This is a genomic window from Bradyrhizobium centrosematis (assembly GCF_045571495.1).
Taxonomy (GTDB): domain Bacteria; phylum Pseudomonadota; class Alphaproteobacteria; order Rhizobiales; family Xanthobacteraceae; genus Bradyrhizobium; species Bradyrhizobium centrosematis.
This window is the reverse complement of sequence record NZ_CP120703.1, coordinates 1322247-1341599: the sequence shown is the minus strand read 5'-3', so window position 1 is coordinate 1341599 and position 19353 is coordinate 1322247. Positions and strand designations below refer to the sequence as shown.

Below are 19353 nucleotides of genomic sequence, written 5' to 3'. Positions count from 1 at the left end.
CGTCATTCCGGGACGCGCTGCAAGGAGCGGGCGCGGAATGACGAAGGCGGTTGTTACGCCACCAATCCCTGCATCGGCCTCGCGCCCGCGCTATCCGGGAACACCGTCTCCGCCAGCACGCGATCGGACAGGCCGAATTGGTCGTGCAGCACGCCCTTGATGACCGCGCGCAGGTCCGTGGTCGGCTTGAGGTCGCGCCCTTCGTGGAGGTTGGCGAGCTTGAGACCCGGCCAGTCAGCAATGACGCGGCCGCCCTTCACGGCACCGCCGGCAAGCAGCGCGATCGTTCCCGTGCCGTGATCGGTGCCGTCGGTGCCGTTGATGCGCGCGGTGCGGCCGAATTCGGTGGCGACGATGACGACGGTGTCGCGCCAGCGCGCTCCCAAGCCGCTTTCGAATTCGGCGAGTGCGCCGTCGAGCCCGCCGAGCAGGAAGGCGAGACGGCCGACCGGGCCGCCTTCATTGGCATGCGTGTCCCAGCCGTCGAAAGCGAGCGCCGCAATGCGCGGGCCGTCATCCGCCGCCATCAACTTGGCCGCGCCACGCGCGACCTGGCGCATCTGCGCCACCGCATCGCCAGGCTTGCGTTTCATATCGTCGCCGCTCGCGGCCTTCTCGAGCTGGAGGCCCTGCGACAGCGCCATCGCCAGCGCCGGATCGCGGTGCCGGTAGAGATCGACGAGGCGCATCGCGGTGTCGTCGTCGGCCTGCGGCAGCGCCACCGGCGCCCAGCCGACGGTCGGCGCATTGCCGCGCAGCACCAGCGGCGTGGTGGGGCCGACCGCAAGACCGCTCGAGACGCGCTGGCCCCGCGGCAGCGCCTCCAGCGCGCGGTTGAGCCAGCCGGACTGCACGCGGCCCGGCCCGGCATAGCCGCTCTCCAGCACGTCCTGGCCGTCGAAATGCGAGCGGTCGCGATAGGGCGTCGCCACCGCATGAATCACCGCGGCATGGCGATCGCGGTACATGCGTGCGAACTCCGGCATCGCCGGATGCAGCGCGAAGAAGGAATCGAGCGCGATCGCAGGATGCGCGCCATCGCTCGCGAGCGCGATCGAGCCGTGCAGGCCGGCATAGTCGGGGTCGCCGATCGGCGCGACGGTCGAAAGGCCGTCGAGCGCGCCGCGCAGGATCACCACGATCAGCCTGGGATCGCGGCCATCGGACGCGCGGGCGAATTTCGGCAAATAGGCCCAGGCCGCGAACGAGGCGCCGCCGAGCAGGACATTGCGGCGCGAGGTGAGCAGCCGGTTCTCGGTGCAGTCCATCGTCACCTCCTCTGCATTTCCGGCGACATCAAGAGCAGCGTCAGCGCCTGCTGGCGCGATTCCGCGCGCTCGACGGTTCGCCGCGTTTCGATCGAGGCCGCATCGGCCGCAGCGAATTCCAAGAGATCAAGTGGATCGATGTTGTTGCCGAGCCGCGCGCCGAGCTGCGCCGCGATATCGAGCCTGAGCTTCATCCCTTCGGGCGCGGCCCAGGCGGCACTGGTATCCGGAAAACCGTTCGGCCCGGCCGGCGACCACAGCGGCTGTCCCAGCAGATTGAGACCGTTCAGATACGCGCCGGGATCCTCCGGCACGCGCGCCAGCAGCCGGCCGCTCGCGACCAGGAAATCGTAAGGGCTGCGCATCTTGGTCAGCGGCGCGCGCCAGGCCTCGTCGGAATCGACTAGCGTCGTCGCCAGCGCCTTGAGATCGCCGTCGGTCCTGATGAAGACATCGCGCAGGCGCGCAACCAGCGCCGGCGGCGGATCGTCGGCAACGAAATGGCGGACGAATTTGGTGGCGATGAAATTGGCGGTCGAGGGGTGCCGCGCGATGTCGGCGAGCGCCGCCTCGCCCTGTGCAAGGCCCGCCGGCTCGTAGGTCTTGCCGAGCAGCATTTGCGCTCCCGGCTGGTGCGCGTTGGCGTTGAACACGAAGGAGCCGGGGGCCCCCAGCTGCCCCTGCCTTCCGGCGAAGGTCCAGCCGGTGATGATGCGCGCGAGCGAGGTGACATCGTCCTGCGTATAGCCGCCGCCGACGCCGAGCGTATGCAGCTCCATGATTTCGCGCGCGAGATTTTCGTTCAGGCCGCGCTTGCGGTTCTGGCCAGCGCGCGAGTCCGGGCCGAGCGATTGCTGGTTGTCGAGGAAGAACAGCATCGCCGGATGCTGCTCGACCGCCTTCAGCATGTCGGCGAAGCGGCCGAGCACGTGCGGCCGGATCGCCTCGCGCTCGAACGCGCCGGCCCAGATCCGCGCGAGTTCACCCTTGCTCGCGGAGATGCAGAAATGATTGGACCAGAACACGACAAGCCGCTCGGTGAAGCCGCAGGTGACCAGCGTCGCGCGCTGAAGGCGCGCCAGCGCTTCGGCGCGGAAGGTCTTTTGAATCACGTTGAGCGGCTGCGCCGCCGGCTTTGCGGCCGGCGCGGCAGCGCCCGGCTGCATGGTCTCAGGCTTCGATGCAGTGTCGGCCGGTTTCGCTTCGGTCATCTGGCCGGCGATCTCCGTCGCGGCCGCGTTCAGCGAGAGATTGCGGCGGAGGGCGGGCTTCTGCTCGCTCGACGCCGGCGTCTCCGCGGGCGCGGCGGTCTTCGCCGCTTCGCGCGCCTGCTTGACCTGATCCTGGTAGGCGAACACGGCCTGGCCGAGTTGCTGCGTCGACTGCAGGCCGGGTGCCTCGAGCAACACGCCGCTCGGACGGGTGAGCTCCGCCTTGACGAAACCGCGCGGATCGGAGCTTGCGTTGATGAGATCGCCCGAGGCGCCGCCACGGGCGCCGAAGCCAAAACGGTTGAGCGCGACGAGCGCAGCTTGCGAATCGCGGGCCATCGATTTGTCCTTCGCGTGCCGGGAGCCGCTTTCCGTATCCGCGCGCGTTGCCTAATATAGTGCAATGACCGATGAACCCGACATGAAAATCACGGCGAAGCTTCGGCGCAAATCATGACAAATCGGAAAGAATCCTCATCGCCGGAACCGCGCCGCCTCGCCTGCGCTCGCTGCGGCACCGAGTTTGGTTGCGCGCTCTCAGGCGATTGCTGGTGCGCCGAGGAAGCCGCGAAGCTGCCGATGCCCGTCGCGGGCGAGGACTGCCTGTGCCGGGCGTGTTTGCGCAAGGCGGCGGCAGCCCGTAACCCCGATGGAGCGCGAGCGTAATCCGGGCGACGAAGTTTACACCTCATACCCCGGCGACTTCCGCGCCATGGCATCGAACGCATCGAGCAGCTTCTCCCGCCAGGCGTAGACCGGATCGTCCGCCTCCAGCAGCTTGAACGGGCTGACCACGCGCGCCCATTGGAAACCGCCGAACACGATATAGTCGGCGTAGTTCGGCGCCTCGCCGCCGAGATAAGGCTGCTTCTTCAGGGTCTGCCGCATGATTTCCAGCGACTTGCGAAAGGCGATCACGCCGGTGTCGCGGCTTGCCATGACCTCTTCCAGAGTCTTGCCGCCGAAGCGCGCCTCACGCGACTTGCGGAAATAGGCAGCGTCGATTTCGGCGAGATTGTTCGGGATATCGGCAACAATGAGCGGAAAGATGCCGCCGACGATGGCGATGTCGCCGAAGGCATTGATCATGCGCGCCATGGCGCGGCCGCCCTCGCCGCCGAACAGCGACGGACGGTCCGGAAAACTGTCCTCGAGATAGGTCGCGATGGTCCAGGAATCCACCACGGGCTTGTCATGGTGCAGCAGCACCGGCACCTTCTCCGAGCCGTGCGGCGCGATCGCGCTCTTCTCGGTGAAGCGCCAGGGCAGCGATTCCGCCGCAAGGCGCTTGTGCGCCAGCGCCATCCGCGTGCGCCAGCAATACGGGCTGAAGGGGCGCGCGGGATCGGTGCCGACGAGTTCGTAGAGCTTGAGTGACATGGTTGGCGGCCTCCTCATGCTCCGTCATTGCGAGGAGCCCTTGCGACGAAGCAATCCAGACTGCTTCCGCGGAGACATTCTGGATTGCTTCGCTTGCGCTCGCAATGACGATGTGGAGCGAGGTGCGCACACCAACATCCGTCGTCATGCCCCGCGAAGGCGGGGCATCCAGCGGCAGTCGTGTAACACGCCGTCGCTGGTGATTACTGGATCATCCGCCTTCGCGGATGATGACCGCGAGGACGCGGGAGAGGCGAAGAACTACCGCCCGTTCGCGCGCAACAGCCTCTGGCCGCCTTCCGTCACCGCGATCACCAGTCCGAGACCCGCGATGGTTTCGCGTGCGACGTAGCCGCGGTCCGCGGCGTCCTCCCAGATGGTGAGACGCGGGCACGAGGTCTTCCAGGTCGCGATCACCTCGGCATAGGCGCGTGGCTCGCGCGCGACCCATTCGACGAAGTCCAGCACCAGCGGATCGGCGGTCTCGCTCATTGCAACCCTCCCTTGTCGAAGGCGGCCAGAACCGGCGCACGAAGCAACAGCCAGCCGCCATGGACGATGTAGTAGCAGGCAATGGTGGTGATCAGCTTGTTCGACCAGGCGATGAACTGCTGGTCCGTCATGGCTTCGAGGATGCGCCGCGCCAGCGTGGTGCCGAGCATCGAGGCTGCAACCGCGACGCCGGCGAGCACGGGATCGAGGCTCGCGGCCTGGTCGATGATGCCGCCGAAATAAATCAGCTTGGTGAAATGGCTGACGAGCTGGCACATCGCCTTGGTCGCCACCTTCTCGCGCCGTCCGAAATCGCCACCGAGGAAGAAGGTGTCGAGCAGCGGACCGGAGACGCCGGTCATCAGCATCAGCCCCATGCAGATCGTGCCGTAGACCGTGCCCTGCCAGAGGCGGTCGGGATCCGGCTTGATGCTGGCCGGCAGGAGCCGCGCCATGAACGGGGTGATGCCGAGCAGCAGCAACGCCATCGGCTTGTCCGGAACGTAGCGGGTGAGAGACCAGGCCGCGAGCGCGACGGCGGCGCCGACCATGTAGTTTGCGACCGGCCGCCAGCGGATATGCGCCCGCCACAGCAACGCGCGCCAGCCGTTCGAAGCCATCTGCGTGATCGCATGCAGCACCATCGCGGTCGGCAGCGGCATCAGGGCCAGCAGCACGCCGATCAGGATCAGCCCGCCCGCCATGCCGAACAGCCCCGACAGGAACGCGGTGGCGACCATCAGCAATCCGAGGGCAGCGATCATAATGGGCGTCAAGTGGGTGGGCTCCTGCGGTGGCTAACGTAAGGGACGAAGGCTGAATCACTCCCTCGCCGCGCTTCCTGGGAGCACTGCCTTCGCGTCGACAAATCAGCATGAATTACGCTGATATTTCTGCCTCGCTTGCCCGTTCTCCGCAAACTGAGTTATCTTGGCCTGGCCTCAGCTTTCCTGAGGGTAGTGCAAAAGGGTGTTGCATTTGCGGCGGCTGCTGTTTCTCAACGGCATCAAGGCATTCGAGGCGGCGGCGCGGACCGGCAGCTTTGCTGCGGCCGGGCTCGAGCTGAGCGTGTCGGCGGCCGCCGTCAGCCGCATGGTGCATCTGCTCGAGGAGCGGCTCGGTGTTGCGCTGTTCGAGCGCAAGGCCAACCGCCTGGTGCTGACGCAGGCCGGCCGCGCCTATCAAGGCGGGCTGACGCCGATCTTCGATGCGCTGGCCAGCCTCACCGCGCAGGTGACGGCGCCGGCCAGCGTCCGCGTGCTCACCATCGGCGTCGGCCATACCTTTGCGATGCGCTGGCTGATCCCGCGCCTGTCGGAGTTTCGCAGTGAGGAGCCCGACATCGAAGTGCGCTTCACCACCGGCGGCGCGGCGGTGCCGTTCGGCGAGGACTGGAGCTGTGGCATCAAGCTCGGCACCGGCGACTGGCCCGGCCTCGTCGCCGAGCCACTGTTCGCCGGCGACCTTACCCCGGTCTGCGTGCCCCGCATTGCGACCGGCCTGAAACGTCCGGCCGATCTGAAGGGACCGAGCCTGATCCGTGTCGCGCACTCACCCGAGGACTGGCCGATCTGGCTGAAGGCCGCGGGCGTGGCGCGGATCAATGCGCGCGGGCCGGAGTTCCAGTTCTACGGCCAGGCGCTGCAGGCCGCCGCCGACGGGCTCGGCATCGCCATGGGCATTCGCCCCTATATCGACGACGACCTCGCCGCCGGCCGGCTGGTCGCGCCGTTCGACCTGTCGGTGCCCAAGGGCATGCGCTGGTACCTGCTTTATCGCAGCTTCCAGACCGAGCAGCGCGACTTTGCCGCGTTCCGCCGCTGGATCATGCGCGCCGCAGCCGAGCCCGCCGCCCGCCCGCGTCGGATCGGCCGCGCCGGCGCGCGGAACTGAGCGCCAGCCACCCACACCCGGAAACCTCTTCGGGGCGGGAGCGCGGGACGGTGCGGAACCGGATGCCTGTCATGTGTCAGGCAAAAAAGCAGCCGCCGTGTGAACGGCTTCACATCCTGAAAGCCCCAATCGTGATTCCCTGACTCTCCGACAAGAAAAGTGGGACCTACACTCATGACGACCCTCTACGACGGCTTTGACATCGAATCTTTCGAGGCCGGCAAAGGCCTTTGGCACGCCCGCATCCGCCGCGCCGACCTCAGCCCCGTCGCCATCGACGGCGTGCTGTTTCCGGCCATGGAAGTCGGTTTCGCTTGGCCCGATCAGAACGCCGCGATCGCCGATGCCAAGCACCACATCGACCGCTTCCGCCGCCGGGCCGACAGCAACGACGAATGAGCTGACAGGGCGACAAGGGAACCAGGGACAGCGCAGGTTAAGAGGGGGCAACCGGTCATGTCAGTGATCGACTTCGAAGACACGTCGCGGCCGAGGATCTACGCCCGCAAGGTGTTGGCAACCTGCCCCGACTGCGACACCGATCTCACGGTGCTCCGCGTGATCGGCGGCCGCGCCGGATGCGAGTACTGGACCATGCGCTGCACTGATTGCGGCGGCATCCATCTCGACATCCTGCAGCCCTATCAGGCGAGCGAGGACGGCGAGGGTCCACTGCCGGCGGCGTGAGGCCAAAGGCTGCTGCCAACCTGCTGTCAGCAGGCTGCATGGCGCGGGGCATTCGCCCTTTATTGCGGGGCGGACTCGTCCCATATTCGCCCCATGGCGAAGAAACCTGCATCCTCCGAAAAACCCGGCAAAACTCCCAAAACCAAGGCCCCGAACTCGAAGGCGCACCGCCCTGACGTGCAGCCGATCGGGCCGGCGCTGGCCGAGTTGCTCAATCCCGCGATCAATCGCGGCGACGCCGGGCTAGGATCGGGCACCGGCCTGCAGCCGCCGCCGGACAATTCGCGCGACCGCCGCGCCGGGGGCGAGGCCGCCGCGCATCGCGCGCGGGCTTCGACGCCGAAGGAATTCCCGCAGGATGTGGCGCGGCCGATGCCGCTACGCCCAAATCCGCAGCCGCCGGGCGCCCGTCAGTCCAGTGAGCTTGCTGGACTGGAGGAGGCGCCGCAGGCCAATTACGGAACCGCGGCCACCATCCCGACGCTCGATCCGGAACTGGCGCGGCAGCTCGGCTTGCCCACCGAGGAGGACGATGCGGAGGCGCTGGCGCGTCCGCCACGCAGCAAGATGGAGGCACTCGGCGTCAAGGCCACCGCGGACGCGCTGGAATCGCTGATCCGGGAGGGCCGGCCGGAGTTTCGCAAGAACGACGGCTCGATGAAGGTGTGGACGCCGCACCGGCCGCCGCGCCCGGAGAAGTCCGAAGGCGGCGTGCGCTTCGAGATCAAGTCGTCCTACGAACCCAAGGGCGACCAGCCGACCGCGATCGCCGAGCTCGTCGAGGGCATCAACCGCAACGATCGCTCTCAGGTGCTGCTAGGGGTCACCGGCTCCGGCAAGACCTATACCATGGCCAAGGTGATCGAGGCGACGCAGCGCCCTGCCCTGATCCTGGCGCCGAACAAGACGCTGGCCGCCCAGCTCTATGGCGAGTTCAAGAACTTCTTCCCTGACAACGCGGTCGAATATTTCGTCAGCTATTACGACTACTACCAGCCGGAAGCCTACGTCCCGCGCACCGACACCTATATCGAGAAGGATTCCTCGATCAACGAGCAGATCGACCGCATGCGCCACTCGGCGACGCGTGCGCTGCTCGAGCGCGACGACGTCATCATCGTCGCCTCGGTGTCCTGCATCTACGGTATCGGCTCGGTCGAGACCTACACCGCGATGACCTTCGCGCTGAAGAAGGGCGAGCGCATCGACCAGCGCCAGCTGATCGCCGATCTCGTCGCGCTGCAATACAAGCGCACCCAGGCCGATTTCACCCGCGGCACGTTTCGCGTGCGCGGCGACGTCATCGACATCTTCCCGGCGCACTATGAAGACCGCGCCTGGCGCGTGAACCTGTTCGGCGACACCATCGAGACCATCGAGGAGTTCGACCCGCTCACCGGCCACAAGCAGGACGAGCTCGAATTCATCAAGATGTACGCCAACTCGCACTATGTGACGCCGCGCCCGACACTGGTGCAGGCGATCAAGTCGATCAAGTCGGAGTTGAAGCAGCGGCTCGACCAGCTCAACAACCAGGGCCGCCTTTTGGAGGCGCAGCGGCTGGAGCAGCGCACCACTTTCGACCTCGAGATGATGGAGGCGACGGGAAGCTGCGCCGGCATCGAGAACTATTCGCGCTATCTCACCGGCCGCCGCCCCGGCGAGCCGCCGCCGACGCTGTTCGAATACGTGCCCGACAACGCGCTGATCTTCGCCGACGAAAGCCACGTCACCATCCCGCAGATCGGCGCCATGTTCCGCGGCGACTTCCGCCGCAAGGCGACGCTGGCCGAATACGGCTTCCGTCTGCCCTCCTGCATGGACAACCGTCCACTCCGCTTCGAAGAATGGGACATGATGCGGCCGCAGACCATCGCGGTGTCGGCGACGCCGGGCGGCTGGGAGCTGAACGAGAGCGGCGGCGTGTTCGTCGAGCAGGTCATTCGCCCCACCGGGCTGATCGATCCGCCCGTCGACATCCGCCCGGCCCGCACGCAGGTCGACGATCTCGTCGGCGAGGTCCGCGCCACCGCGCAGGCCGGCTATCGCTCGTTGATCACCGTGCTGACCAAGCGGATGGCCGAGGACCTCACCGAATATCTGCACGAGCAGGGCATTCGCGTCCGCTACATGCACTCGGATATCGACACCATCGAGCGCATCGAGATCATCAGGGATCTTCGCTTGGGTGCGTTCGACGCGCTGGTCGGCATCAACCTGCTGCGCGAGGGCCTCGACATTCCCGAATGCGCGCTGGTCGCAATTCTCGATGCCGACAAGGAAGGGTTCCTGCGCAGCGAGACCTCGCTGATCCAGACCATTGGCCGCGCCGCGCGCAATGTCGACGGCAAGGTGATCCTCTACGCCGACCAGATGACGGGCTCGATGGAGCGCGCCATCGCCGAGACCAACCGCCGCCGCGAGAAGCAGGTCGAGTACAACACCGCCAACGGCATCACGCCGGAGAGCGTGAAGAAGCAGATCGGCGACATCCTCAACTCCGTCTACGAGCGCGACCACGTGCTGGTCGAGGTCGGCGGCCACGACATGACGGACGACGTGATCTCGATCGGCCACAATTTCGAAGCCGTGCTCGCCGATTTGGAAACGCGGATGCGCGAGGCCGCTGCCGATCTGAACTTCGAGGAAGCCGCGCGCCTGCGCGACGAGGTCAAGCGCCTGCGCGCCACCGAGCTCGCAGTGGTCGACGACCCCACCGCCAAGCAGCGCGCCGTCGCGGGCAAGGCCGGCGCCTATGCGGGGGCGAAGAAATACGGCGATGCCGCCAACCTCCCCGTCAGCGCCATGAAGAAGAAAACCGTGGGCTCCGCGCTGAAAGCCAGCGGCGGTGGCAGCGGCTCGAAGGTGCACAAGCCGCATCTCGACGAGATGCATGGCCCGGAATCCCTGCCCTTCCGCGAGAACCGCGCGCTGCCGTCCAAGCCGTTCGGCAGCACCAGCCGCATCATCCAACCGACGGATTCAAGGCAGTCGGGTCCGGAGTTCGGGCCGGCGCCGAAGTCGACCGGCGGCGCGCCGGGCCGACGCGGGGGGTGGAAGAAGAGGTAGGCGGCGAAGGTTCGGCCGCGCTTGTCTGGGCTATTGGTTCTCAGATGCGCAGTTGCGCATCGTAGCTCCGCCTTCGCGCTTCGCGGAGCGGTGATGTGAGATGAATCACGCCCCTCTCGAGCGCAACGCGGGGGCCGAATGGATTTCCGGGCTCGCGGCTTCGTCGCAGCCCGGAATGACGAAGGCTACAGCTTCCCCTGCCCGTTGATCTGGCTTTGCTGTTGCTGCTGCCGCTGCTTCTCCTGCTCCTTGGCGTGGTGGCGGCCGTAGAGGCAGCCGGCTGCGGCGCCCAGCACGCCGTGATGACCGGCATAGTGGCCGGCGACGCCGCCGACGACGGCGCCCTTGATGCAGCCCTTGGCGTTGGCCGCGGTGGTCGCGCTGCACATGAGCAGCACGGTGGCGATGGCGACGAGAGATTTCATGGATCGATGCTCCGGATACAATATTGGGCTTTCAACGAGCACGGCTGGGTTCGGGTTCCAGCACCTGAGCAAGACGCGTCGCGCGAATAGGCGTGCGGCGTCATCACAAGGTGCAAAACACCGCATGCAGACAGCACACAACCGGAACTTGCACCCCATGAACGCGGCATGGCGCTCGCGCGACTTAGTTGGCAAGCACCTCTTTGTTTTTGGCGGATTGGTGGAGCCGCGAGGCGCACGGTAGCGTTTGCAATCCACGGCCGATGGTGGCGGGAGCAGCATGACGGTTGAATCGCTGAACAGGCAACGCGTGCTGCATCTGCTCGACGCCTTCACGCGTGGCGATCTCGAAGCCGCGCTGGCGTGCTGCACCGAGGATATCGACTTCCTCACCCATGCGCCGATCGACGTGCTGCCGCATATGGTGCCGCGCCACGGCAAGCAGGAGCTGCGCGAGCTCTGGGAGACGGTGTGGTCGCGCTATTCGGAGATCCGCTACAAGGCGCCGCACATCGTCGCCGAAGGCGAGGCGGTCGCGACCTACATGCACACCTATTTCAAGAAGCGCAGCAACGACCGCATCGTGCAGTTCGACATGGCCGTGTTCTACACCTTCCGCGGCGGGCTGGTGGCCGAGATCCGCGAGATCATCGATTCCTACGATCTGGTGCAGCAGGTGCTGGAGCGCGAGATCGGGCCGTTGATCACGGGCGCGCGGTTGGACTGAGCGGGGAGACCCGGACAAATACGGGGCCCTATTGCAAATCTCACAAAGAACGATCAATTGTGCATTGCGAAAACGTGAATTGCGTTTTGGCCGAAACCTGCTAATTTGTTCGCATACAAATGAATTGGGCCCCGGCGCTTGACTGCGCATGGGGTTGTTTTCCGTTTCTCCGTGAAGCCAGCTTCAGGACTGCCCAAAATGACAGAGCACAGCCTCTGGCGTTTCTCGCGCGCGTTGCACCGCGCGATCAACGACCGGCATTTCGAGGATGTCGAGGCCCTGATCGACGAAGACGTCGAGTGGGCGCTCTACGGCCCTATCGACATGTTTCCGTTCCTCGGCGCGCGCCAGGGCAAGCACGCCGTGCTCGACGTCATCCGCCAGCTCGCCGACAACTTCCAGGTCCGCCGCTTCGACCGCGAGAGCATCATGCTGGGCGTCGATTCCGCGGCCTCGATGCTGCGCTATTCGCTGACCGCACTGGATTCCAACAAGCCGATCAGCTTGCGGGTCGCGCAGTTCGCCCAGTTCAGGGCGGGCAAGCTCGTCAGCATGCGCGTCCTGGTCGACACGTTCGATCTGGTCGAGCAGGCACTCGGCCGCGCCATTCATCTGCCGAAGATGACCCGCGTCGGCTAACGCATGATCCGGAGCCGAAGGGCCGCGTTTGCGCAAAGTGCGAAGCGGTTTTCCGAAAAGATCATGCGCAAACATCAACCTGAAGCGCGATGAAAATCATTGCGCTTTAGGGGGGACGCCAACGGGCCCCGCTGTCCGGGACCGATGACAATGCCGCCTGCGACGTCCTGGCCTCCAGCCCCGCCGGATGCCGTCGCGTCACGAGCTCGTCATCGGGCGCGCGCCTTTCGCGCGGCCCGTTGGTTCGCGTCCTCTTGCGAACCGCCACAATTCCGCAACGATGCATCGGCACTTTCAGCGCCGGAATGGCGCATGGCCTACGGCCGATCTATATGATCGGGCAGCATGCGCTGGGGCTCGCGGGCAGGACGATGGAATTCTCGACAGGTTTTGGCTGGATCCGGCTGCCAGTGCTGGCGGCCGCATTCATTTTGGGCTCGGTGCTGACCGTGTCGGCACAGATCATCCCGCCGGCAGCGGCGGCGCCTGACGACAAGGCCGAAACCGAGACGGCAGAGGCTCCCGACGTCAACGACGCCGACGTGCTCAAAGGCATCGACGTCGACAAGCTCGACTGGAGCCAACTCGCGGTCGACGCCGGGACCGGCATTGATCCCATGGCTGCCAAGAAGCGCGCCCAGGCCGCCGCCAAGGACGGGCTGGACTGGTCGTCGAACGCCAATACCAACGGCTCCTCGGCGGTGACGGTGAAGCAGTCGGTGTTCTCGTTCTGGGATACCCGGATCGGCGCCGACATGACGGTGGCGAGCGAGCCGCGGACGATGTCCGAGCTCTTGGCGCAGAAGGCCACCAACGGCGGCAACCTGCCGCAATCCTCGGGCAGCGCCTGGGCGACCGCAACCGCGCCCGGCGCGGGGTCGATCTGGGACAAGACCGCGGTGGAAGCCCGCGTTGATCCCGGCGCCGAGCACAGCAAGATCGGGGCCTCGCTGAGCAAGTCCGTGCCGCTGTCGAGCGACACCTCGCTGACGCTGCAGAACGGCTACAGCGTCAATCAGCAGGGCACCACGGCCGTGCCCGGCATCGGCGGCCACGTCACGCGCAATTACGAGACCGACCAGTCCGCCAAGGTCACCCTCACCGACACCGGTACCAGCATCGTCGCCGGGCAGACGCTGTCGACCACCGACGACAAATGGCTGCGCAAGGTCGGCGCCGAGCAAAAGCTGTTCGACAACGTCACGGTCTCCGGCTCGGTCGGCGAGACCTCGCAAGGCGTGGTCAACAAGAGCCTGTCGGCGGGATTCAAAAAGAGCTGGTAGACCGAGCCTCCACTCTTTCTCCTCATCCTGAGGGCGCTCCGAAGGAGCGCGTCTCGAAGGATCGAGGCCCGCGCTGCCCTAGTGGCCTGCATGGTTCGAGACGCGCGCGAAGGGCGCGCTCCTCACCATGAGGGGATGGGTTCCGATGCGCGTTGGGCCATTCACACTTCCCTAACCATACGCCACGGCAATACCCCCGAATGGTCCGCCCTTGCCGCATCTCGGCCCATTTGCGGTCAAAATCGGACGCCCTGATAGGGAAGCCTCACAGACGTCGTCGTGCGGGGGACACTCGCGCTGCGCTCAACGCGAACAGGGGAACAACGATGAACGCCATGCGTCCGGAAAAGATCGAAACCACCGAGACCGAGACGGTCGATACCAACCTCGCCGCCGTGACCGAAGTGGAAGCCGGCATCCGTGACTTCGTCCGCAACGATATCGCCTATCTGCGCCGTCCGGCATCGAGCACGACCGATGCTCCCCCGCTCGATCCGAGCGCGGAAGCCACCGTCAACAACGTCAACTCGCTGATCCAGCGCGTGGCCGGCACCTCGCTCGCCGAGATCGAGAACCTGATCTCGGAGCTCGAGAGCCTGCGCGACCTGCTCCATGCCGAAGGCCAGCGCGTCCAGCGCGAGATCTCCGGCTATGCGCAGCTCAGCCAGGCCGCGATGAAGTCGACCCGCATGATCGCCGACAACGTGGCGCAGTGGAAACGCGCCGCCGACGGCCTGCGCAACAGCTGATCCCTGCCACGCCGCATCATCGGCCGCCGCGTTCCCGAAGGGAAGCGCGGCGGTTTTGATTCTTGCACGTCTCGAGCCTCTGCTCAGCGCAGCAGCATTGCACGCTACGGCGCGTCCGGGACACGAGCATGCATTTTTGAACCGGCAGCCGTTTCCCGGCGACCAATGCCAAGCGCCTGCAGCCTTACGGCCGGGCTTGGGGACATTTCAGATGGAAAGCATTCGGCCCGATACCACGGACCCGATTCCGTTGCGGCCCGCGCCGAACCAATTCGGCACGATCATGCTGCGCTTTGTCGGGCTGCTGGCGGTTGCGATCGCCGTCCTGGCGTTCGTCTATAGCCGCTGAGGCGCGGCCGGATGCCGGCCGCAAAGCGTTAACGAACCCTTACCGGCTCGCGTCGGCAGCCGAGGCTTCCAGGGTGTAGGCGCCATCGGCATAGCCCTTCACCACCATGCCGGCGACCAGCATCACGGCCAGCGTCGCGGTTGCGAAGATAAATCCAACAAACTTGAGTGCGCCGCGATCTGCCATGGTCCTCGTCCCCTGTCGTCCGCCCAATTCGTTTCAAATAGACAGCGACAGGTTCATAATTAGTTAGCAACTCACTGGTTCCGCCAAACTGCTTTGCGGTCACCATGTTGCGCAGGCTTATGGCAGCCGCCCTGAAACGCGTCCATAGCGCGCGGGCAACACTCGCGCGCTCATTTGTCCGTTCATCTTGGAACGGATCTAGCCGCTCTTGCGCAGCGGCACGAAGGCGGAAGCGGTGATGGAATAGACCTCCTCGCCGCGCTGGTTGGTGCCGGTGGTGCGGGCGGTCAGGATGCCCCAGCCGGGACGCGAGGCGGAGGTGCGCTTGTCGATGACGACATTGACGTAAGCGATGGTGTCACCGGCAAGCACCGGCCTGATCCAGCGCAGGTCGCGAAAGCCCGGGGACGGGCCCCACACCGCGACCTCCTCGCCGCGCGAGGCCGCCTCGCGCGCCAGACGCTGGCCGTCGGCGACGAGCAGGCTCATGCAGGCAGAGCCGACATGCCAGCCCGAGGCGGCGAGCCCGCCGAACAGCGAGTTCTTGCCCTCTTCCTCGTCGAGATGAAAGCGCTGCGGATCGAACTTGGCGGCGAATGTCTTGATGGCCTCCGCCGTGAACGTGTAGCTGCCGATCTCGCGGCGCTGGCCGATCTCGATGTCTTCGAAGAACCGCATCAGGCCGCCCCCTCGCGCCGCTTGATCAGGATCGGCGAGGTCATTTCGGCGAGCGCTTGCCCCGCCGCATTGCGCGCGGTGCATTTGAACTTGACGATGCCGAGCTCGGGCCGGCTCTTCGAGACTCGCGCCTCCAGCACGTCGACATCGAGCATGAGGTCGTCGCCGGGCCGCAGCGGCGAGAGCCAACGCACCTCGTCGACACCCGGAGAGCCCAGGGATGCGGCGCGGATGATGAAGCCATCGGCCATCATCCGCATCATCAGCGAGCAGAGGTGCCAGCCGGAGCCGGACAGGCCGCGCAGCATGCTCTTGGCTGCGGCCTCCTCGTCCAGATGCATGGGCTGCGGATCGAACTCGGCGGCAAAGGCCACAATCTCGTCACGGGTGACGTGGCGCGGGCCGAACGTGCCGAACCGGCCGAGCGGGAAATCTTCGAAGGTCAGGGTCATCTTGGGAAAGCTTTGCGGGAATGACAGATTGTGGCCGCACTTTGCGGCAATCTCAACCCGCCGGCCCGCATGGCTCGTGCTACATATCACGCGGCGGCTTTGGTCTGAGTCGGATCAGCCGCGGGCCGGGATCCTGTGCCGCGGTCCGACTTGACGTCCCGATTTGCCTTGGAATCTACCTTGGAATTTGCCTTGGGGAGAGCAATGTTTTCATTCAGCGACCTGTTTCAATGGGACCGCTTCATCACGCCGACGATCATCAAGACCTTCTATTGGCTGGTGATCGCGCTGATCTGCCTGTTCGGCCTCTCCGGCATCTTCTCAGGGCTCGCCGCGATGGCGATCAGCCCGTTCGGCGGCTTCCTGATGCTGCTGTCGTCGATCGCGAGCGTCGTCGTCGGCGTCGTGTTCTCGCGCATCCTGGCGGAGCTGATCCTGATCGTCTTCCGCATCAACGAGCATCTCGGCGCGATCAGGGACCAGGGATCAGGGATGCGATAGCCCGTCATTCCGCGGCGCGCGTAGCGCGAACCATGGTGCGCAATTGCGCACCTGAGCATCCATCGAGCCTCAGAACAATTGGATGAATGGATTCCGGGTTCGCGCCAAGAGGCGCGCCCCGGAATGACAGTTCCGGCTTACGTATTGAACCGGAAATGCATCACGTCGCCGTCGGCGACGACGTATTCCTTGCCTTCGAGGCGGAGCTTGCCGGCATCGCGGGCGCCGGCCTCGCCGCCCAGCGCGACGTAGTCCTCATACGCGATGGTCTCGGCGCGGATGAAGCCTTTCTCGAAGTCGGTGTGAATCACACCGGCCGCCGCCGGCGCCTTGGTGCCGCGGTGGATGGTCCAGGCGCGAGCTTCCTTCGGCCCTACCGTGAAATAGGTGATGAGGTCGAGCAGCGTGTAGCCGGCGCGGATCAGGCGATCGAGGCCGGCCTCTTCGAGACCGAGCGTCTCCAGGAAGTCGGCGCGCTCCTCACGTGACAATGTCGCGATCTCCGACTCGATCTTGGCCGAGATGACGACGGCGACCGCACCTTCCTTCGCCGCCTGCTCCTCAACCGCCTTGGAGAAGGCGTTGCCGGTCGCGGCCGAGCTTTCCTCGACGTTACAGACATAGAGCACGGGCTTGGACGACAGGAGGCCGAGCATCGAGAACGCGCGCTCTTCTTCCGCCTTGCGCTCGACGAGGCGCGCGGGCTTGCCCTCGCGCAGCAGCACCAGGGTGCGGTTGACGAGGTCGAGCTGTTCCTTGGCGTCCTTGTCGTTGCCCTTGGCCTTCTTGGTGAGGTTGTCGACGCGCTTTTCGAGGCTGTCGAGATCGGCGAGCATCAGCTCGGTCTCGATGGTCTCGATGTCGGCGAGCGGGGCGATCTTGCCCTCGACATGGGTGATGTCGGAGTCTTCAAAGCAGCGCACGACATGCGCGATCGCGTCGACCTCGCGGATATTGGCGAGGAACTGGTTGCCGAGGCCTTCACCCTTGGAGGCGCCGCGGACGAGGCCTGCGATGTCGACGAAGGTCAGCCGGGTCGGGATGATCTGACCGGACTTGGCGATCGCGGCAAGCTTGTCGAGCCTGGGATCGGGCACGGCGACCTCGCCGACATTCGGCTCGATGGTGCAGAACGGATAGTTGGCGGCCTGCGCCGCGGCCGTCTCGGTCAGCGCATTGAACAAGGTCGACTTGCCGACATTGGGCAATCCGACGATCCCGCATTTGAATCCCATGGTCTCTTCCAGTCTTCGCGCCACGGGCGCGTGCGTTCGTTGAAGTCGTCATGCCCGGCCTTATGCCGGGCATCCACGTCCTTCGGAGAAAGAAGACGTGGATGGCCGGGTCAAGCCGGCCATGACGGAGAGAGATCAGTTCGATTTCTCTCCGTTCTCGTCCTTGGTCAAAAATCCCTTCGCCTGCATGGCGAGATGGACCCTGTTGGCGAAGGTCGCATCCGAGCCCTTGGCGATCAATGCGGCGTGCTCGGCGACCGCGTCGCAGAGCGTCGCCACCCAGTCATTGTCGGCCTTGGCGAAGTCCGACAGCACGTGGCCGTGCACCAGTTCCTTGACACCGGGATGACCGATGCCGAGCCGCACGCGGCGATAGTCGTTGCCGATATGCGCCGAGATCGAGCGCAGGCCGTTATGGCCGGCGATGCCGCCGCCGATCTTCACCCGAACCTTGCCCGGCGGCAGCTCGAGCTCGTCGTGGAACACCGTGGTGTCGCCAGGTGCGATCTTGAAGAAGTTCGCCGCGTCTTGAACGCTGCGGCCGGAATCGTTCATGTAGGTCGTGGGCTTGAGCAGGATCACGCGCTCTGATCCAAGCGTGCCTTCCGAGGTCTCGCCCTGAAAGCGACGGCGCCATGGTGCGAAACCATGACGCCGCGCGATCTCGTCGACGGCCATGAAGCCGATATTGTGCCGGTTACGTGCGTATTTCGCGCCGGGATTGCCGAGCCCAACAAAGAGTCGCATGACGCGGCGCGCCCCTCGCTCGGCGCGCGATCAGGGACCGCGCGCCAGCTTTGAGAGATTACTTCTTCTTGTCGCCGCCGGCGGGAGCCTTGGCAGCAGCGGCAGGTGCAGCAGCGCCCGCAGCCGGAGCCGCAGCGCCAGCCGCCGGAGCAGCGGCAGCCGCGCCAGGAGCGGCAGCCGCAGCCGCGGCCTTCTGCTCTTCGGCGTAGCCGGACGGCGGCACGATGGTGACGAGGGTCGCGTCCTCGCGGGTCAGCGCCTTCACGCCGGCCGGCAGCTTGACGTCGGACAGATGCAGCGAGTGACCGATTTCCAGCGCGCCGACATCGGCCTCGATGTACTGCGGAATGCTCTCGACACCGCATTCGAGCTCGATCGCGTGGGCGACGATGTTGACCGTGCCGCCGCGCTTCACGCCCGGGGACGTTTCCGCCTTCACCACATGCAGGGGCACGCTGATGCGGATGGTGGCGCCTTCGCCGAGCCGCATGAAGTCGACATGGATCGGGAAGTCCTTGACCGGATCGAGGTGATAGTCGCGCGGAATCACGCGGTGCTTCTTGCCCTCGAGATCGATGTCGACCAGCGTGGTCAGGAACCGGCCGGCGAGGATGCGCTGGCGCAGTTCACGATCTTCGATCGAGATCGTCACCGGGGGCTGGTTGTTGCCATAGATCACTCCGGGCACTCTCCCGGCGCGACGCTCAGCCCGGGCGGCCCCCTTGCCGCTCTTCGGACGTGCGGTCGCCTTCAATTCCTTGACGGTCGTCGCCATGTCGTTAAGTCCTTGTTTTTGCAAAAGTTAATGGGCCGCAGCGCGGCCCATGGCATAGCTCGCAGCAAGCCTCCAGGGGTGCGGGGGCCACGAACGTGGCCGGCTTTTAGCCGGAAGATGCGGAAATGACAAGGAGAATGGGCGGCCAGCCCGGATTCCTACCCGGACCCTTACCCTCCCCTGGAGGGGGAGGGTCGGCTCACATTGAGCGTAGCGAAATGTGAGACGGGGTGGGGTGATCTCTCCCCACGGGCACTATTCGATACGGAGAGACTGTCACCCCACCCCGCTCGCGCTAGGCGCGATCGACCCTCCCCCTCCAGGGGAGGGTAAGAGCCCTACCCGCCGAGCTTGGCCTCCAGCGCCGCGATCCGCGCTTTCAGCGCCTCGTTCTCCTCGCGGGCGAGGCGCGCCATGTCCTTGACCGCCTCGAACTCCTCGCGTTTGACCAGATCCATGTCGCGCAGGAATTTTTCCGCCTGGCTGCGCATCACCGTGTCGAACTCGCGCTTGACGCCCTGGGCGGCCCCCGCGGCGTCATTCATCAGGCGGCCGATCTCGTCGAAAAACCGGTTGCTGGTCTGGGTCATTTCGGCCTCCGATAACT

The 19353-nt window shown here is 65.7% G+C and carries 24 protein-coding genes; 11 read left to right on the top strand and 13 right to left on the bottom strand.

Annotation, left to right across the window (positions count from 1 at the left end):
- Nucleotides 1–53: 53 nt before the first annotated feature.
- Both P6U31_RS06430 and P6U31_RS06425 read right to left on the bottom strand, forming a co-directional pair.
- Nucleotides 54–1268, bottom strand: coding sequence for a DUF1501 domain-containing protein (locus P6U31_RS06430; RefSeq protein WP_407187393.1), 1215 nt, complete (start codon nt 1266–1268; stop codon nt 54–56).
- 2 nt (nt 1269–1270) lie between these two features.
- Nucleotides 1271–2818, bottom strand: a complete 1548-nt coding sequence (locus tag P6U31_RS06425) for a DUF1800 domain-containing protein (RefSeq protein ID WP_407187392.1) — start codon at nt 2816–2818, stop codon at nt 1271–1273.
- Between the two features lie 114 nt (nt 2819–2932).
- On the opposite strand from P6U31_RS06425, the gene P6U31_RS06420 reads away from it, so the two are divergent.
- On the top strand, nt 2933–3145 hold the full coding sequence (locus P6U31_RS06420; protein WP_407187391.1) for a hypothetical protein: 213 nt from the start codon (nt 2933–2935) through the stop codon (nt 3143–3145).
- 15 nt (nt 3146–3160) lie between these two features.
- On the opposite strand, the gene P6U31_RS06415 is transcribed toward P6U31_RS06420, so the two are convergent.
- From P6U31_RS06415 to P6U31_RS06405, 3 genes are all read right to left on the bottom strand, one after another.
- Nucleotides 3161–3859: a glutathione S-transferase family protein gene (locus P6U31_RS06415; protein ID WP_407187390.1), complete on the bottom strand. Its 699-nt coding sequence runs from the start codon at nt 3857–3859 to the stop codon at nt 3161–3163.
- 261 nt (nt 3860–4120) lie between these two features.
- A complete protein-coding gene (locus P6U31_RS06410) occupies nt 4121–4351 on the bottom strand; it encodes a hypothetical protein (protein ID WP_407187389.1) in 231 nt (76 codons plus the stop codon).
- Nucleotides 4348–5127: a TSUP family transporter gene (locus P6U31_RS06405; protein ID WP_407187388.1), complete on the bottom strand. Its 780-nt coding sequence runs from the start codon at nt 5125–5127 to the stop codon at nt 4348–4350. The genes P6U31_RS06410 and P6U31_RS06405 overlap by 4 nt, the downstream gene beginning before the upstream one ends.
- Before the next feature lie 202 nt (nt 5128–5329).
- Here P6U31_RS06405 and P6U31_RS06400 point away from each other — a divergent pair, with 202 nt between their 5' ends.
- The 4 genes from P6U31_RS06400 to uvrB all read left to right on the top strand — a co-directional run bounded on the left by P6U31_RS06400 (nt 5330) and on the right by uvrB (nt 10000).
- Nucleotides 5330–6244 carry a LysR substrate-binding domain-containing protein gene (locus tag P6U31_RS06400; protein ID WP_407187387.1) on the top strand — a complete coding sequence of 305 codons (915 nt, stop codon included), beginning with the start codon at nt 5330–5332 and terminating at the stop codon, nt 6242–6244.
- A 174-nt stretch (nt 6245–6418) separates the two neighbouring features.
- Nucleotides 6419–6643 carry a hypothetical protein gene (locus tag P6U31_RS06395; RefSeq protein WP_407187386.1) on the top strand — a complete coding sequence of 75 codons (225 nt, stop codon included), beginning with the start codon at nt 6419–6421 and terminating at the stop codon, nt 6641–6643.
- Nucleotides 6644–6700: 57 nt separating this feature from the next.
- Nucleotides 6701–6931: a hypothetical protein gene (locus P6U31_RS06390; RefSeq protein ID WP_407187385.1), complete on the top strand. Its 231-nt coding sequence runs from the start codon at nt 6701–6703 to the stop codon at nt 6929–6931.
- A 93-nt stretch (nt 6932–7024) separates the two neighbouring features.
- Nucleotides 7025–10000 (top strand): excinuclease ABC subunit UvrB, encoded by a 2976-nt coding sequence (gene uvrB, locus P6U31_RS06385; protein ID WP_407187384.1) that lies wholly within the window; start codon nt 7025–7027, stop codon nt 9998–10000.
- Between the two features lie 185 nt (nt 10001–10185).
- Here uvrB and P6U31_RS06380 read toward each other — a convergent pair whose 3' ends face one another.
- Entirely contained in the window at nt 10186–10425 is a 240-nt protein-coding gene (locus tag P6U31_RS06380; RefSeq protein ID WP_407187383.1) for a hypothetical protein, read from the bottom strand.
- Between the two features lie 280 nt (nt 10426–10705).
- Between P6U31_RS06380 and P6U31_RS06375 the strand changes: the two genes are divergently transcribed.
- The 5 genes from P6U31_RS06375 (at nt 10706) to P6U31_RS06355 (ending at nt 14172) form a co-directional block, all read left to right on the top strand.
- The gene (locus tag P6U31_RS06375; RefSeq protein ID WP_407187382.1) at nt 10706–11152 is read left to right on the top strand and encodes a nuclear transport factor 2 family protein; all 447 of its coding nucleotides are present in this window, start codon (nt 10706–10708) and stop codon (nt 11150–11152) included.
- A 198-nt stretch (nt 11153–11350) separates the two neighbouring features.
- A complete protein-coding gene (locus P6U31_RS06370; protein ID WP_407187381.1) occupies nt 11351–11791 on the top strand; it encodes a nuclear transport factor 2 family protein in 441 nt (146 codons plus the stop codon).
- A gap of 371 nt (nt 11792–12162) precedes the next feature.
- A complete protein-coding gene (locus P6U31_RS06365; RefSeq protein WP_407189777.1) occupies nt 12163–13074 on the top strand; it encodes a hypothetical protein in 912 nt (303 codons plus the stop codon).
- A gap of 326 nt (nt 13075–13400) precedes the next feature.
- Complete coding sequence (locus P6U31_RS06360) at nt 13401–13823, top strand: hypothetical protein (RefSeq protein WP_407187380.1); 423 nt, start codon at nt 13401–13403, stop codon at nt 13821–13823.
- A 211-nt stretch (nt 13824–14034) separates the two neighbouring features.
- Nucleotides 14035–14172 (top strand): hypothetical protein, encoded by a 138-nt coding sequence (locus P6U31_RS06355; RefSeq protein ID WP_018648329.1) that lies wholly within the window; start codon nt 14035–14037, stop codon nt 14170–14172.
- A gap of 39 nt (nt 14173–14211) precedes the next feature.
- On the opposite strand, the gene P6U31_RS06350 is transcribed toward P6U31_RS06355, so the two are convergent.
- From P6U31_RS06350 to P6U31_RS06340, 3 genes are all read right to left on the bottom strand, one after another.
- Nucleotides 14212–14358: a hypothetical protein gene (locus tag P6U31_RS06350; protein ID WP_174719013.1), complete on the bottom strand. Its 147-nt coding sequence runs from the start codon at nt 14356–14358 to the stop codon at nt 14212–14214.
- 198 nt (nt 14359–14556) lie between these two features.
- The gene (locus P6U31_RS06345) at nt 14557–15036 is read right to left on the bottom strand and encodes a MaoC family dehydratase (RefSeq protein ID WP_407187379.1); all 480 of its coding nucleotides are present in this window, start codon (nt 15034–15036) and stop codon (nt 14557–14559) included.
- A complete protein-coding gene (locus P6U31_RS06340; protein ID WP_407187378.1) occupies nt 15036–15488 on the bottom strand; it encodes a MaoC family dehydratase in 453 nt (150 codons plus the stop codon). The genes P6U31_RS06345 and P6U31_RS06340 overlap by 1 nt, the downstream gene beginning before the upstream one ends.
- 204 nt (nt 15489–15692) lie before the next feature.
- Here P6U31_RS06340 and P6U31_RS06335 point away from each other — a divergent pair, with 204 nt between their 5' ends.
- Nucleotides 15693–15989, top strand: a complete 297-nt coding sequence (locus P6U31_RS06335) for a DUF4282 domain-containing protein (RefSeq protein ID WP_128923616.1) — start codon at nt 15693–15695, stop codon at nt 15987–15989.
- A gap of 137 nt (nt 15990–16126) precedes the next feature.
- Here P6U31_RS06335 and ychF read toward each other — a convergent pair whose 3' ends face one another.
- The 4 genes from ychF to P6U31_RS06315 all read right to left on the bottom strand — a co-directional run bounded on the left by ychF (nt 16127) and on the right by P6U31_RS06315 (nt 19336).
- Nucleotides 16127–17224, bottom strand: coding sequence for a redox-regulated ATPase YchF (gene ychF / locus P6U31_RS06330; RefSeq protein ID WP_407187377.1), 1098 nt, complete (start codon nt 17222–17224; stop codon nt 16127–16129).
- 135 nt (nt 17225–17359) lie between these two features.
- The gene (pth, locus tag P6U31_RS06325) at nt 17360–17971 is read right to left on the bottom strand and encodes an aminoacyl-tRNA hydrolase (RefSeq protein WP_407187376.1); all 612 of its coding nucleotides are present in this window, start codon (nt 17969–17971) and stop codon (nt 17360–17362) included.
- Nucleotides 17972–18029: 58 nt separating this feature from the next.
- Nucleotides 18030–18746 carry a 50S ribosomal protein L25/general stress protein Ctc gene (locus tag P6U31_RS06320; protein WP_028134400.1) on the bottom strand — a complete coding sequence of 239 codons (717 nt, stop codon included), beginning with the start codon at nt 18744–18746 and terminating at the stop codon, nt 18030–18032.
- Between the two features lie 338 nt (nt 18747–19084).
- Complete coding sequence (locus P6U31_RS06315) at nt 19085–19336, bottom strand: accessory factor UbiK family protein (RefSeq protein WP_027575783.1); 252 nt, start codon at nt 19334–19336, stop codon at nt 19085–19087.
- Between the last annotated feature and the right edge of the window lie 17 nt (nt 19337–19353).

Coding starts and splice junctions, on each gene's coding strand:
- P6U31_RS06335 (WP_128923616.1), top strand. CDS start 15,693: ATGTTTTCATTCAGCGACCTGTTTCAATGGGACCGCTTCATCACGCCG.
- P6U31_RS06380 (WP_407187383.1), bottom strand. CDS start 10,425: ATGAAATCTCTCGTCGCCATCGCCACCGTGCTGCTCATGTGCAGCGCG.
- P6U31_RS06355 (WP_018648329.1), top strand. CDS start 14,035: ATGGAAAGCATTCGGCCCGATACCACGGACCCGATTCCGTTGCGGCCC.
- P6U31_RS06430 (WP_407187393.1), bottom strand. CDS start 1,268: ATGGACTGCACCGAGAACCGGCTGCTCACCTCGCGCCGCAATGTCCTG.
- uvrB (WP_407187384.1), top strand. CDS start 7,025: ATGGCGAAGAAACCTGCATCCTCCGAAAAACCCGGCAAAACTCCCAAA.
- ychF (WP_407187377.1), bottom strand. CDS start 17,224: ATGGGATTCAAATGCGGGATCGTCGGATTGCCCAATGTCGGCAAGTCG.
- P6U31_RS06360 (WP_407187380.1), top strand. CDS start 13,401: ATGAACGCCATGCGTCCGGAAAAGATCGAAACCACCGAGACCGAGACG.
- P6U31_RS06350 (WP_174719013.1), bottom strand. CDS start 14,358: ATGGCAGATCGCGGCGCACTCAAGTTTGTTGGATTTATCTTCGCAACC.
- pth (WP_407187376.1), bottom strand. CDS start 17,971: ATGCGACTCTTTGTTGGGCTCGGCAATCCCGGCGCGAAATACGCACGT.
- P6U31_RS06315 (WP_027575783.1), bottom strand. CDS start 19,336: ATGACCCAGACCAGCAACCGGTTTTTCGACGAGATCGGCCGCCTGATG.
- P6U31_RS06345 (WP_407187379.1), bottom strand. CDS start 15,036: ATGCGGTTCTTCGAAGACATCGAGATCGGCCAGCGCCGCGAGATCGGC.
- P6U31_RS06395 (WP_407187386.1), top strand. CDS start 6,419: ATGACGACCCTCTACGACGGCTTTGACATCGAATCTTTCGAGGCCGGC.
- P6U31_RS06375 (WP_407187382.1), top strand. CDS start 10,706: ATGACGGTTGAATCGCTGAACAGGCAACGCGTGCTGCATCTGCTCGAC.
- P6U31_RS06365 (WP_407189777.1), top strand. CDS start 12,163: ATGGAATTCTCGACAGGTTTTGGCTGGATCCGGCTGCCAGTGCTGGCG.
- P6U31_RS06420 (WP_407187391.1), top strand. CDS start 2,933: ATGACAAATCGGAAAGAATCCTCATCGCCGGAACCGCGCCGCCTCGCC.
- P6U31_RS06340 (WP_407187378.1), bottom strand. CDS start 15,488: ATGACCCTGACCTTCGAAGATTTCCCGCTCGGCCGGTTCGGCACGTTC.
- P6U31_RS06425 (WP_407187392.1), bottom strand. CDS start 2,818: ATGGCCCGCGATTCGCAAGCTGCGCTCGTCGCGCTCAACCGTTTTGGC.
- P6U31_RS06320 (WP_028134400.1), bottom strand. CDS start 18,746: ATGGCGACGACCGTCAAGGAATTGAAGGCGACCGCACGTCCGAAGAGC.
- P6U31_RS06390 (WP_407187385.1), top strand. CDS start 6,701: ATGTCAGTGATCGACTTCGAAGACACGTCGCGGCCGAGGATCTACGCC.
- P6U31_RS06415 (WP_407187390.1), bottom strand. CDS start 3,859: ATGTCACTCAAGCTCTACGAACTCGTCGGCACCGATCCCGCGCGCCCC.
- P6U31_RS06410 (WP_407187389.1), bottom strand. CDS start 4,351: ATGAGCGAGACCGCCGATCCGCTGGTGCTGGACTTCGTCGAATGGGTC.
- P6U31_RS06370 (WP_407187381.1), top strand. CDS start 11,351: ATGACAGAGCACAGCCTCTGGCGTTTCTCGCGCGCGTTGCACCGCGCG.